The following is a 14,037-nucleotide window of genomic DNA, read 5'->3' as shown; positions in this document are numbered from 1 at the left end:
GTGGTTTTGTGACCTGCTGAAATTTAAGATACTGTACAACTGTACGTTAACTCATCTTCGTAGTATATTGCTACCCGCAAAACTCAATACCATTGTGCATCGAGACGTTAAAACGCTTTCGTACAATGGTTATCGATAGTACGATTCGATTCAACGACAGGATGGATGGTCCAAGCGTGAGTCTCGGCAGCAAACTATCCGATGCAAAGGTTTCCTTTGCAATCTTTAAACGCGACATCAAGCGATTGATCGTGAACCCCGTCGCCCTGGTGGTTACCCTCGGCGTGTGCGTTATTCCCTCGCTGTATGCCTGGTACAACATCGTTGCCAACTGGGATCCGTACGGAAACACCCAGGGTATCAAGATTGCCATCGCCAACAACGATCAGGGCACCCAAAACGACTTGGTGGGCGAGCTCAACGCGGGCGATAAGGTCGTCGATCAGCTCAAGGAGAACGATCGGCTGGGCTGGACCTTCGTCGATTCGGCGGCCGATGCCAAAGAGGGCGTTGAGAGCGGTGAGTACTATGCGGCCATCGTAATCCCCAAGAACTTCTCGGATAACCTGGTTTCGATGCTCGACGGCAACTACCATCAGCCCAAGCTTACGTACTACGTCAATGAGAAGAAGAGCGCTATTGCGCCGAAGGTTACCGACACCGGCGCAAGCACCATCGAGGAGCAGATCAACTCGGAATTTGTCTCCACGGCGGGCGAGACCGTTGCCGGTATCGCCAAGGATGCCGGAGTCGATTTAAAGGACAAGGCAACCCAGACCCAGGATTCGCTGGCAAGTTCGGTGTCCGAAGCATCCGACACCTTGGGCGAGGTGCGTGGTTCGATTGGCGACATGAATGCCGCCATCGATAAGACGAGTGGTTCCATTGCCTCGGCAGATGCAGCACTTGCCGGTCTACAGGGTCAGGCGCCGTCGCTGACGCAGTCGATCTCCCAGGGCAACGACCTGCTGGGCGAGGCTCGCGCCACGGCGGGTAATTCCATCACCTCGCTCTCTAAGGCGCTCTCGGAAGGCAGCCTTGCGCTCACCAAAACGTCAGCCTCCGCGAACGCTGCGATTGGCAAGCTGACGGGCACGGTCACATCTACGACCACCCGTATCGACAACTCGCTTGAGTCTCTCCAGGCGACGATTGACCACAATAAGGCCGTTATCGGGCACTTGGAAATTCTCGTTAATGACACGTCGACAGGTTCCGAGGAAATTGACGCGCGCATTGTATCGACCATCGATTTGCTCCGCGAGCAGAATGAAAAACTTCAGAGCATCAAGGATAGTCTGTCTGCGCAGTCGAGCGCCATGGCGAATGACGCCGCGGCTGTCTCGGGTGCCAGCGACGCTATCAATAACGCAATCCAGACCGGTGCGACTAACCTTGGCCAGGCCCAGACGGACCTGGGTCAAAACGCGCTGCCGAAGGCCTCGAGCGCGCTTGATTCATTTGCCGCCGTCTCGGGTGATCTGACGGGAATCGTGTCTGGCCTCACGCCTACTATTGCAAGCGCGCGCGGTACACTTTCGCAACTCAACGCTACGCTCGGTCAGGCCAAGACCACGCTGTCCCAGACCGATGCCTCGCTTGCCAAGGTCCAGGACAAGCTCGCAACCGCCGCCAACGACATTGCGGCGCTGCAGACCTCCGAGTCCATGGGCGAGCTGGCTAATCTGATGGGTGTCGACGTCAATGACGTGGCAGACTTTATGGCATCTCCCGTAGAGCTGACTTCCAAGTCAATTTTCCCGGTCAAGAGCTTTGGCTCGGGCATCGCTCCCTTCTATACCAATCTGGCGCTTTGGGTGGGCGGCTACGTGCTTATCGCTATCTACAAGCTCGAGGTCGACCGCGAAGGCATCGGCAGCTTTACCGCGCGTCAGGGCTACTTTGGCCGCTGGCTGCTACTGGTGATCCTGGGCGCGTTCCAGGCCATTATCGTTACGGTAGGCGATCTGGTGATTGGCGTGCAGTGCGTTAGCCCGCTGCTGTTCGTGCTGGGCGGCATCGCCATTTCGTTCACCTACGTCAATATCATCTATGCGCTGTCCACCACGTTTAAGCATATCGGCAAGGCGATCGGCGTCATCCTGGTCATTGTGCAGATTCCGGGCTCTTCGGGCATGTACCCCATCGAGATGATGCCCGGCTTCTTCCAGTGGCTGCATCCGCTGCTGCCCTTTACCTACGGCATCAATCTGCTGCGCGAGACGGTCGGCGGCATGTATTCGTTCAACTACCTGTTTAACCTGTGCATTCTGGGCGTGTTCTTGATCGTGGCGCTCTTTATCGGCCTGCAGCTGCGTCCGCTGCTGCTCAACCTTAACCTGCTCTTTGATAAACAGCTTTCCACGACCGGTATGATGATTTGCGAGTCCAACGACCTGCCGCGCCAGCGCTACTCGCTGCGCACGGCCATGCGTGTCATGCTCGATTCTGATTCGTACCGTCGCGAACTGCTCGATCATGCGGTCGCCTTTGAACATCGCTACCCGTACTACATCAAGGGCGGTTTTGCCGCCGTGGTGGGCGTTCAGGTCCTGCTCTTTGTCCTGTCGACGGTTCTCGATATCGACAATAACGGCAAGATCATCCTGCTTGTCATTTGGATCATCTCGGTTATTGCCATCTGCGGCTGGCTTATCAATATCGAATATATCCGCGCGAGCCTCAATACCCAGATGCGCATCTCGGCGCTTTCGGATGAGGACTTGCGTCGCGAGATGCGCGAACACACGGCCGCCATTCCTGCCGCCCGCCACATGTTTGGCCTCAACGCCAGCGAGCGTGGTGCCAAGGGCGGCGATCAGTCCACGGGCCGCTTGCCGCATATAGGCTCGCACCATAAATCTCAGGGCAGCGACAGCACAGCCACAAATGATGGAGATACCACCGCGCTTGGCAAGCACTCCAAAGGAGGTGAGGCATAAATGAAGAACATCCTGCATCTGTTTAAGCGCGATGTCCAAAACGTGTCTCGCTCCGTGATCGGCTTGATTGTCGTGATGGGCCTCATTATCGTGCCGTGTCTGTACGCGTGGTTTAACATCGCCGGCAGCTGGGATCCGTACGGCAACACCGGCAATCTTAAGATTGCCGTGGTCAACACCGACGAGGGCTACGAGAGCGATCTGATTCCCGTCGAGGTCAACGTGGGCGAAAACGTAACCGCCACCCTGCGCGGCAACGAGAACTTCGACTGGGTTGTCCTCAACGACCGCGATAAGGCGATCGAGGGCGTTAAGTCGGGCGCGTACTACGCTGCCGTCGTTATCCCTAAAACGTTTAGCGCCGACATGATGACGCTTTTCTCGACTGAGGTGAAGCACGCCGATATCGAGTTTTACGAGAACCAGAAGGCCAACGCCATCGCACAGATCGTGACCGAGAAGGGTTCGAGCGCCGTTCAAAGCCAGGTTAACGAAACTTTTACCGAGACCATTACGAGCATCGGTCTTAAGACGGTGTCCAGCCTGCTCGATTACATGAGCACCGACCAGGTCAGCAACTTTATCGCCAACCTGTCCTCGACGCTCGGCGATTCGGTCCAGGACCTGCAGGGCGTTCAGGCCAGCGCAACGTCGCTTGCGGGCATTTTGAGCTCCACGTCTGATTCGCTGACGTCGGCAAGCGGTATGCTCCAGCAGACGGGTACCGTCGATGAGTCGACCAAGCAGTTGATGGAGCACGCCAAGAGTGGCATCAATGATTCCAAGGAAGCGCTCAAGGCCGCCAACGATGCCGTTGACGCGGCGATTGACGGAAGCGCGGGCTCGTTCGACAATGTGTCTGCCGAGCTCGCGAAGGCGTTCGACACCGCAAACCAGCATGTGGACCTTACGGTGTCCCAGCTCAACGATGCCGCGGCGGCGCTCAATACACGTGCCGACGATATCGACGCCACGGCCGACCAGCTCCGCGGCTTTGCCGAGCAGGTCAGTGACGAAAAGCTCCAGGAGAGCCTTAAGTCTGCAGCAACATCGCTGGGCAGGATCGCGGTGGAGTATCGCAACAACGCCAAGGACCTGACGGCAACTGCTAAGTCCCTTTCTGACAGCATGGCAGAGGTCAACAGCACGCGTGCCGAGGTCGATCAGGCCATCGCCGATGCCAAGGCCGGCATCGCGGGCGCCAAATCCGATTACGATTCCACGTTCTCGGTTAAGGCCAAGGAGCTCAAGAAGACCGTCTCGGGCATTCTAGACTCGCTCGATGGTATCTCGGGCGATTTGGATAGCGCCGTAGACGGCCTGACCGATGCATCCGGTTCGCTGGCAAAGGGCCTCTCCAAGGCTGCAAAGCTGGTCAACAAGGTTTCCGATCAGCTGGGCGAGGCGTCGGACAAGATCGGCGCGTTTAAGGACGAGCTCGACGGTGCCTTGATGTCGGATGATCTTGCGACGATTAAGACGATGATCGGCAACGATCCCGAGGGTTTGGCCGTGTCGCTTTCCGGCCCCGTCGCGCTCGACCGCAAGCCGGTCTATCCGATCCGCAACTACGGTTCGGCCATGGCGCCGTTCTATACGATTCTGTCGCTGTGGGTGGGTTCGATTGTGCTGGCAGCTATGATGAAGGTCTCGGTCGACGATGAGCTTATCAACGAGCTCATCCCCGTACGCCTGCACGAGATCTATTTGGGCCGCTACTTGTTCTTTGGCGGCTTGGCCTTGCTGCAGGCGACGCTCGTGTGCGCCGGCGATATCTTGTTCTTTGGAATCCAGTGCGACAACCCGCTGCAGTTTGTGTTGGCGGGCTGGATCGCGAGTCTCGTGTTCTCCAATATCGTCTACACGCTTACGGTTTCGTTTGGCGATATCGGCAAGGCGCTCGCTGTCGTGCTGTTGGTCATGCAGGTCGGTGGTTCGGGCGGTACATTCCCCATCGAGATGACCGGCCCCGTGTTCCAGGCGATCTATCCGTTCCTGCCGTTTACCCATGGCATCAATGCCATGCATGCCGCCATGGCTGGCGCCTACCATATGGAGTACTGGGTTGAGCTGGGTATTCTGGCGAGCTATCTGATTCCGTCGCTGGCCCTGGGTGTGGTCTTCCGCCGTCCGGTCATCAAAGCCAACGACTGGATTATCGAAAAGCTGGAGAGTACTAAATTAATCTAGCGCAACAATGTGAACGCTGATGTTGCCGGAGCATCGAGGCTTTTGTGTTCGATACTTTAGTGGGCTGAATTGCGTGGGCTGCTTGATTGTTGCTACAGTTGCGGGGCGTGCCGGGGGTCCGGCGCGTCCCGTTTTTATTTGACCATGAGGCGGCATGCGGTCGCGCGCGTGCGGACACCACGCCCAGACCGAGCGCGAGGATGCCCTATGGCCCATCATGCCGCTATTGAAATCGAAAATATGCCCGATAGCCCTGTAGCCCGCGAAGACCTGGGTGCCGGCGGTGCCTCTCGCGGTGCCGGTGCGCGCTCGCCGCTGTTCTGGAAGGTCTTGCTGCTTTCGATAGCGGTCATCTGGGGCTATTCCTTTACCACCATGAAGGACGCGCTCGATACCATTCCGGTGTTCGAGCTGCTCTACATTCGCTTTCTTCCGGCGTCGCTGGTCATGCTTGCCGTCTTCCACAAGCGCATTGTTGCCCATTTCAACGCTCGAAATCTGATTGTTGGACTTGGCATGGGCGCGCTCATGTGGGGTGCCTACGGTTTGCAGACGATTGGCCTGGCGCAGACCACGGCAGGCAAAAGCGCGTTTTTGACGGGCACGTACTGCATCTTGGTTCCGTTTGCGAGCTATGTCCTAAGCGGCGAAAAACTTACCCGTTACAACTTGGGCGCCGCGTTGCTGTGTCTGGCGGGCATTGGCTTGGTGGCGCTTGATAGCGTCGAGTTCAATGTCGGCGATGTTATTACGCTGGGCGGCGCGGTCTTCTTTGCCATCCAGATGGCGGTGGCCGCTAAGTACGGTCGCAAGATGGACATCAACGTCATCACGTTTTGGATGTTTGCGGGCAACGGTGTGCTGTGCCTGATCTCTTCGCTGCCGTTCGAGACCCAGGCGCCTTTATCCGTGTGGACGCCGAGCTTTATTGGCGTGATGGCATTTCTCTCGGTGGGCTGCACATGCGTGGGTTTGCTCATCCAAAACGTGGGCTTGGCGCATGTCCCGGCCTCGACGGGCTCACTACTGCTTTCGATGGAGTCGCCATCGGGCGTGCTGTTCTCGGTGCTGCTGATGGGGGAGGTGCTCACCTCGCGTTTGCTTGCCGGCTTTGCGCTCATCTTCCTGTCGATTATCTTGAGCGAGACGCACTTTGGCTTTTTGCGTAAAAAGCCGCGAGCGCGTTTGTAAACAATCTGTTGCGCCGTCCCTCTGGGGCGGCGTTTTTTATGCGTCGCCTTTAAAGTTATGCCTTGCACTTTAGAGTATGAAAGTGCTTGCTGCTAAAACCTTACTGGAGGGCATCTATGGCACCAGCTCTGTCCGATTTCCAACCACAACCAGCGCTTCAGACCTCAGCGGCGGCGCAAGCCGCCATTGGTGACGGTCTGGTCAAAGAGGCTCAGGCTTTTGCCGATGAGCTTGCCGCATGGCGTCACGATCTGCATCGGATGCCCGAACTCGGTAACGACCTCCCACAGACCTCTGCGTATATCCAAGCGCGCCTGAACGAGATGGACATCCCATTTTCCACGCTCGTCGATGGTTCCTGCGTTGTGGGCCTTGTCGGTGCCGGTGCCGCCGCGGCCCAGGGCAATGGCGTCTGCACGGACGAACAGGCCGGTACGGTCGTTATGCTGCGCGGCGACATGGATGCCCTGCCCGTTGTCGAGGAATCCGGCGAGCCCTTTGCATCTACCAATGGCTGCATGCATGCTTGCGGTCACGATATGCACGCGACGGCGCTGCTTGGTGCGGCGCGCCTGCTCAAGGCTCGCGAGGCCGCGCTTGTCGACGCCAATGCCACCGTCAAGCTGTTGTTCCAGCCGGGCGAGGAGACCTTTGAGGGGGCACGTGCTGCCATCGCCGACGGCTTGCTCGAGAACCCGCGTCCTCAGGCGGCTTTTGCCATGCATGTCAACAGCCAGTCGCCGCTTGGTCTGGTGCTCTACGGCAGCCCGGCGCTTTCGGGTGTGTACGGTTTCCGCATCACGCTGCAGGGCAAGGGCGGCCACGGTTCGAGCCCCGAGATCTGCATCGACCCCATCACGGCAGGCGTGCATGTGCACCTGGCGCTCCAGGAGCTTATCGCTCGCGAGGTGCCGGCGGCCAAGGAGGTCGCGCTCACCGTGGGTAAGTTTGCCGGTGGCCAAGCGGCCAATGTGATTCCCGACACCTGCGTGCTCGAGGGAACATTGCGCGGCTTTGACGTTGAGCTCATGGAGCACCTCAAGACCCGCATCGCGGAGGTCGTCAAAGGCGTTGCCACGACTTATCGTACGCCGGCGACTATCGAGACGCTCTCGGATGTTCCCCCGCTCGTGCTCGATGACGATATGACCCAGGCTTCGCTTGGCTATGTGGGTGCGACGTTGCCCAAGGCCGCCTTCCTGCCTCTGTTCCATGCCATGGCGAGCGAGGACTTTGCGCTTATCTCGAGCGAGATACCGAGCGCGTACTTTACGTTCGGTGCGGCTGTGATCGATACGGACGAGCACTTTGCCCAGCACCATCCCAAGGCACGCTTTAGCGATGCCGAGTTGCCGCTCGGCGCCGCGGCTTATGCGGCGGTCGCCCTGGGCTATATCGCCGACCACAAGGAGTAATCCATGTCCCAGCAGCATAAATTCTTCCCCGGTTGGCTCGTCGTGGCCTCCGGCTTTGTCATCATGGCCACGTGTTACACGATTTTCGTTAACTGCATGAGCCTGTTTCAGCCGCTTATCGTGAGCGACTTGGGCATTTCCCTTGCTCAGTACAACATCTCCAACGCCATCTCAACCGTGGTGAGCGTTGTCGGCTCGCTTGTCATTGGCCATGTTGCCGACAAAGTGAGCGGTCGCATCTTGGGTTCCCTTACCGTTATCGCCACCTCTGCCGTTCTTGCCGGGATGAGCTTTGTCGGTGAGCTGTGGCAGGTCTACGTGCTCTTTGCCGTCTCGGGCTGCTTTGCCGTCGCCTCGACCCGCCTGCTCATTAGCCTTGTGACCGCCAACTGGTTTACGGCCAAGCGAGGTCTTGCGATCTCCATAGCACTTTCGGGCTCGGGCTTTGGAGGCGCTGTTCTGTCTCCCACCGTGAGCTCGCTTATCGTGAGCGTTGGCTGGCGTTCCGCCTTCCTGGTGCTCGCGGCTATCTGCATGGTGGCGGCGCTGCCCATCACGGCCTATTCCTTCCGCACCAAGCCTTCTGAGATAGGCCTTAAGCCGCTCGGCGAGAACCCGGGCGATCCGTCCGTCTCGACAGCTGGCGACAAGGACGAGCACACGGCTCCCGAGGTTAACGTCGGTTGGTCTCGCATCAAGAAGAGCCCGGCGTTTTGGCTGCTTGTCGCTGCCTTTCTCTTTATGGGCCTCGTTAACGGTGCCATCTTGCCCAACCAGGTCACCAACATGACGAGCGTTACCGTCAACGGCGCCAAGATTGTCACGGGCGGTCACGATCCCGTGTGGGCGGGCACTGTGCTTTCGGCCTATATGGTCACCGTCGTTATCGCCAAGATTTCGCTCGGCGTCATTTACGATCGCTTTGGCCTACGTTTTGGCAACGTGTTGGGATCCGTTGCGTGCATTATCGCCTGCGTCGCCCTGTGCTTCCCCGCGACCGATCTTGGTCCCATCGTGGCTGCCGTGAGCTTTGGTGTCGGAACGTGCATGGGCACCATCACGCCCACTATCGCCGCGTCCAAGCAGTTTGGCATGGCCGATCTGGGCAAGGTCACGGGCACCATTACCTCGCTCGAGATGGTCGGCGGCACCGTGGGTGCCATTGTCTCGGGCGTGCTGTTCGATGCCACGGGCTCCTTTGCGAGCACCTGGATCGTGTGCCTGGTGTGTTCTGTGGTCATGCTCGTATTCCTGCTGGCATCCGAGCCCATCGCCGCTAAGCTGCGTGCGAGCGTGGCGGGGGAGTAGACGTCTGTCGCTCTTTTCTGTTCGCCCCGTGTTCTGCCCGTGGCCGCCTTGGAAGCCGAATGGATGCTCGTACCATCATTCGGTTTCCAAGGCGGCCACGGGCATACAAAATGATCCGTTTTCCTCTGTCCCCAACAGATCGTGTGATTCGAAGGGGGGCGGAGGAAAGCGGATCGGCTGCAGCGGCGGCACGTCTGGCCGAACGAGCCCCCATACCCTCGTTCGGTCAGACGCGTCGCCGCGTTTTGTTTTTGTGCCGTATAATGACCACTACCTATGACGCGATACTAAAAGAAAGGTGTTTGCCCATGCAGGCACAGAAGGCGGAGGGAACCCGCGACCTTATCGGCGCCGAGATGCGCGCCTGGCAAAAGATGCAGCGGATTGCTGCCGGCGTGTTCGAGCCGTTTGGCTTTAAGCCCATCGAGACGCCCGCGATCGAGCAGGTGGACGTGTTTGTCCACGGCATCGGCCAGTCGACCGATGTCGTGCGCAAGGAGATGTTCCGCGTGTTTAGCGGCGCCAACCTGGAACGTGTCTTTACCGAGGGCACCGATGCCAAGCTCAAGCCCAAACAGCGCTTGGCGCTTCGTCCCGAGGGCACTGCCGGCGTGGTGCGCGCCGTCGTGGAGAACAACCTGGTGCCCCAGGGCTCCACGCCGTTTAAGGCCTACTATGCCGAGGCCATGTTCCGCGGCGAGCGCCCCCAGAAGGGCCGCCTGCGTCAGTTCCATCAGGTGGGCATCGAGTGGCTCGGTGCTCCCGATCCGGCTGCGGACGCCGAGTGCATCATTATGCTCATGGAGTTCTACAAGCGTCTGGGCTTCGATCTTTCCAAGCTCCGTCTGCTCATTAACTCGATGGGTGATGCCCAGTGCCGTCCGGCCTATCGCGAGCAGGTCAAGCAGTTCATTCTCGATCACGCCGACGAGATGTGCGATGAGTGCCGCGAGCGCGCCGAGCTCAACCCGCTGCGCGCCTTCGACTGCAAGAACGACCATTGCCGCGAGATCATGGCCGAGGCCCCGCTGATGGGTGACAACCTGTGCGACGAGTGCCGCGAGCACTACGAGCAGGTCAAGCGCTATCTGGATGCCGCCGGCATCGAGTATGTCGAGGATCCCACCCTGGTGCGCGGCCTGGACTACTACACCCGTACCGTCTTTGAGGTCGAGGCCCCCGGCGCCGGCGTCGGCTCCATCGGTGGCGGCGGCCGCTACGACGGCCTGGTCGAGCTCGAGGGCGGCAAGCCCACGGCCGGTGTCGGCTTCGCCGTCGGTTTTGAGCGCGCCCTGCTGGCCCTGCAGGCCTTTGGCAGCGACCTGGGTGCCGATGAGGCTCCGTGTGTCTACGTTGCCAACGCCGGCAAGGAACTGCGTCAGAACGTTTTTGCCATTACGCAGAAGCTTCGCGCCGCAGGCATCGTGACCGAGGCAGACTATCAGGGTCGTTCGCTCAAGGCTCAGTTTAAGCAGGCCGACAAGGTGGGCGCCAAGCTCATTTTGGTTTTGGGCGGCGACGAGCTTGCCGCCGGCAAGGTCAAGGTGCGCGACATGCAGAGCCATGACGAGGTACTGGTCGATTTGTCCAACGTGGTCGAGGCGGTTCGCGAGCGCCTGTAGGGCATCATTTTGAGCTGCGGGTCCGCTAACGCGTCCCGCTCGCGGCGAACGATTGTTACGGGGGTGTTTCGCTTTTATGCGGAATGTCCCCGTTTGCATATGCCGTCCACCGAGAAATACGACCATTTGGGGCAAAAAGCCTTGCAATGCAGAAAATACTTTTGTGTGGTAAAGCGCAATCAGTGTCGAAAGTATTTCTCAAGTGCCTATAATGAATACCGCATGTTACGTGCATAGAAGGAGGAATGGGAGGAAACGTGGCTGAGAACCTAAGCAACCAGTCTGTACCCGAAGCCGCGGCGCGCGTCGCTGCCGTGGTCAACCGCCTCGTTAACCGAATCGGCTCGAATGCCGAGTCCAGGGAGCGTCTCGCCGAGATTGAGATTCCCGAGGAGCTGCGCGACAACCTTGCGCTGTTCCTGCGCCTGGAGCGCCGTGTGCTTAGCGAGTATGATCCCGAGATCGCGGACCTGTTCGACAAGATTCTGTCGGCCGAGATCGTGGCCAATGCCGGCAACCCCGGTAGCCGTGCCGCCGACGAGGCCGTCGACGAGCAGGGCGTGCCCACCGCCGACGAGCCCACTGCTGTGGCGTTTCGCGAGGTCGTCGATTTGATCGACAGCCTACCGCTCGATAAGCAGCAGGTTATCGTCCGCGCCTTTACGAGCTTCTTCCATCTGGCAAACCTGTCGGAGGAGAACTACCGTGTGAAGCAGCTGCGCGAGCGTGAGGCCGGCGCATCGACCGATACCGAGGTCGATCCCGCCAACGAACTCACCGTCGCCTATCACCAGCTGGTGGATGAGATGGGTGTCGAGGGCGCCAACGAGCTGCTCGGCAAGCTTGAGTTCCATCCCGTCTTTACCGCGCATCCCACCGAGGCCCGTCGCAAGGCCGTCGAGGGCAAGATTCGCCGTATCTCTAACCTGCTGGAGGAGCGTCCGCGTCTGGGCGGCTCCGACCTGGTGGAGAACGAGCGCCATATGCTGCAGGAGATCGACGCCCTGGTGCGTACGAGCCCCATCGCGCTCAAGAAGCCCACGCCGGTCGAGGAAGCCGATACCATCATCGACATCTTCGATAACACGCTGTTCGACGTCATCCCCGTCATCTATCGTCGCTTTGACGACTGGGTGCTGGGTGACAAGGCCGGTACCGTGCCGCCGCTGTGCCCGGCGTTCTTCCATCCCGGCAGCTGGATCGGTTCCGACCGCGACGGTAACCCCAACGTTACCGCCAAGGTGAGCCGTGAGGTCGCCGCCAAGTACTTCACCCACATGGTGCTCAAGCTCGAGGACAAGTGCCGCCGCATCGGCCGCAACCTCACGCTCGAGGCCACCTACAGCAAGCCGTCTGCCGAGCTCATCAACCTGTGGAATCATCAGGTCGAGATGAGTGCGCATTACACGGCCCGCGCCGAGCTTATCTCCGAGCACGAGCCGCATCGCGCCGTCATGCTCGTCATGGCCGACCGTCTGAACGCCACCGTACGCCGTATCACCGACACCATGTATCACAGCGCCGACGAGTTCCTGGATGACTTGCGCGTCGTCCAGCGTTCGCTGGCTGCCTGCGGTGCCGTCCGCGCCGCCTACGGCCCGGTGCAGACCATCATCTGGCAGGTCGAGTCCTTCGGCTTCCATATGGTCGAGATGGAGTTCCGTCAGCACTCCGTGGTGCATGCCCGCGCCCTTAAGGATATCCACGAAAACGGTATCCATGGCGACCTGCAGCCCATGACGCGCGAGGTCATCGACACCTTCCGCGCTATCGGCTCCATCCAAAAGCGCTACGGTAAGAAGATGGCACACCGCTACATCATCTCGTTTACCAAGAGTGCCCAGCATGTGGCCGACGTCTTTGAGCTGGCCCACCTGTCCTTCGCACACGAGGAGGACGTTCCCGAGCTCGACGTGATCCCGCTGTTCGAGCAGCTCGAGGACCTCGAGGGCTGTGTTGACGTGCTCGACCAGATGCTTACGCTGCCCGTGGTGCAGAAGCGTCTTGCCCAGACCAACCGCCGCATGGAGGTTATGCTGGGTTACTCCGACTCCTCCAAGGATGCCGGTCCTACCACGGCCATGCTTGCGCTGCACTCCGCGCAGGAGCGCATCGCCAAGTGGGCCGAGAAGAACGATATCGACCTGGTGCTCATGCACGGTCGCGGCGGCGCCGTGGGCCGTGGTGGCGGCCCGGCCAACAAAGCCGTACTGGCGCAGCCCAAGGGTTCGGTCAACTGCTTCTTTAAGCTCACCGAGCAGGGTGAGGTCATCTTTGCCCGTTACGGCAACCGCACGCTGGCTCAGCGCCATGTTGAGTCCGTTGCCGCCGCAACGCTTTTGCAGTCGGCCCCGAGCGTCGAGAAGACCAACACCGAGACCACGCAGAAGTTCTGGGATATGGCCGAGAAACTCAACGCCGCAAGCCACGAGCGCTATCTGGACCTGCTGAACACCGAGGACTTTGCACCGTGGTTCTCGACTGTGACGCCGCTGACCGAGGTCGGTCTGCTGCCGATTGGCTCGCGTCCCGCCAAGCGCGGCTTGGGTGCCAAGTCGCTCGACGACCTGCGTACCATTCCGTGGATTTTCAGCTGGAGCCAGGCACGCATTAACCTGGCCGCTTGGTACGGCCTGGGCACCGCCTGCGAGCAGCTGGGCGATCTTGACCAGCTCAAGGCTGCCTACCAGGAGTGGCCGTTCTTCCGCACCTTTATCGATAACATCGAGATGTCGATTGCTAAGACCGATCAGCGCATTGCCAAGATGTATCTGCATCTGGGCGACCGCGATGATCTGTCCAAGAAGGTCTTTACCGAGATGCAGCTCACCCGTAAGTGGGTCCTTGCCATCGTCGGTGACGAGTGGCCGCTGCAGCGTCGTCGCGTGCTCGGCTGTGCCGTTCGCGTGCGTAACCCCTACGTCGACGCCCTGTCCATCGCCCAGGTCCGCGCCCTCCGCGAGGTGCGTATGAACCAGGACGAGATGGCCGAGGAGAAGAAGGCCGAGTACATGAGCCTGATTCTTTCGACTGTGACCGGCGTCTCGGCAGGTCTGCAGAACACGGGGTAATCGATAGCCCTGCAGTCGTCCGGGCCCTCCATCAGTTTACTTTTAGGCACGTCCTCGGACATGCAAGAAGCCCTCGCTGCGCACTTCGTGCGGCGAGGGCTTCTTGCGTCCTGCGGAGTGTGCCTAAAAGTAAACTGATGGCGGGCCCTGCGATGTCCAGCTTCGGCGGAAGGCCGCTGGGTGAGGGTGGTGCCTGGGGCGACGTGCAAAAAACGGAGTTTTCAGCAGCCAAAGATCGATGCATAAGGCCATAGCCGGCCCTCGCTGCCTTTGTTGATGATTTTGCAAGACAATTGGG

The 14,037-nt window shown here is 59.6% G+C and carries 7 protein-coding genes; all 7 read left to right on the top strand.

What is annotated here, in order from left to right; genetic code table 11:
• Positions 1 to 161 precede the first annotated feature (161 nt).
• Positions 162 to 2,942 carry a YhgE/Pip family protein gene (locus tag ACTQXM_RS07095; protein WP_441547630.1) on the top strand — a complete coding sequence of 927 codons (2,781 nt, stop codon included), beginning with the start codon at positions 162 to 164 and terminating at the stop codon, positions 2,940 to 2,942.
• Positions 2,943 to 5,132, top strand: coding sequence for a YhgE/Pip family protein (locus tag ACTQXM_RS07090; RefSeq protein WP_441537418.1), 2,190 nt, complete (start codon positions 2,943 to 2,945; stop codon positions 5,130 to 5,132).
• 240 nt (positions 5,133 to 5,372) lie between these two features.
• Positions 5,373 to 6,323, top strand: coding sequence for a DMT family transporter (locus ACTQXM_RS07085; RefSeq protein WP_441547629.1), 951 nt, complete (start codon positions 5,373 to 5,375; stop codon positions 6,321 to 6,323).
• Between the two features lie 116 nt (positions 6,324 to 6,439).
• On the top strand, positions 6,440 to 7,738 hold the full coding sequence (locus tag ACTQXM_RS07080) for a M20 family metallopeptidase (protein ID WP_441537420.1): 1,299 nt from the start codon (positions 6,440 to 6,442) through the stop codon (positions 7,736 to 7,738).
• Between the two features lie 3 nt (positions 7,739 to 7,741).
• Positions 7,742 to 9,046, top strand: a complete 1,305-nt coding sequence (locus ACTQXM_RS07075; RefSeq protein ID WP_441537421.1) for an MFS transporter — start codon at positions 7,742 to 7,744, stop codon at positions 9,044 to 9,046.
• Between the two features lie 308 nt (positions 9,047 to 9,354).
• Entirely contained in the window at positions 9,355 to 10,668 is a 1,314-nt protein-coding gene (hisS, locus tag ACTQXM_RS07070; protein ID WP_154517690.1) for a histidine--tRNA ligase, read from the top strand.
• Positions 10,669 to 10,925: 257 nt separating this feature from the next.
• Positions 10,926 to 13,739, top strand: a complete 2,814-nt coding sequence (locus ACTQXM_RS07065) for a phosphoenolpyruvate carboxylase (protein ID WP_370450652.1) — start codon at positions 10,926 to 10,928, stop codon at positions 13,737 to 13,739.
• Positions 13,740 to 14,037 lie beyond the last annotated feature (298 nt).

Origin of the sequence: Collinsella sp. LCP19S3_D3, from assembly GCF_052121455.1 — a bacterium.
In the GTDB taxonomy this organism is placed as follows: Bacteria; Actinomycetota; Coriobacteriia; order Coriobacteriales; family Coriobacteriaceae; genus Collinsella.
The sequence above is the reverse complement of the archived record's forward strand: the minus strand, read 5'-3'. Positions and strand labels throughout refer to the sequence as shown.

Excerpts from the sequence above, each read along its gene's own strand:
- ACTQXM_RS07095 (WP_441547630.1), top strand. The coding sequence starts at position 162 with ATGGATGGTCCAAGCGTGAGTCTCGGCAGCAAACTATCCGATGCAAAG.
- ACTQXM_RS07090 (WP_441537418.1), top strand. The coding sequence starts at position 2,943 with ATGAAGAACATCCTGCATCTGTTTAAGCGCGATGTCCAAAACGTGTCT.
- ACTQXM_RS07085 (WP_441547629.1), top strand. The coding sequence starts at position 5,373 with ATGCCCGATAGCCCTGTAGCCCGCGAAGACCTGGGTGCCGGCGGTGCC.
- hisS (WP_154517690.1), top strand. The coding sequence starts at position 9,355 with ATGCAGGCACAGAAGGCGGAGGGAACCCGCGACCTTATCGGCGCCGAG.
- ACTQXM_RS07075 (WP_441537421.1), top strand. The coding sequence starts at position 7,742 with ATGTCCCAGCAGCATAAATTCTTCCCCGGTTGGCTCGTCGTGGCCTCC.
- ACTQXM_RS07080 (WP_441537420.1), top strand. The coding sequence starts at position 6,440 with ATGGCACCAGCTCTGTCCGATTTCCAACCACAACCAGCGCTTCAGACC.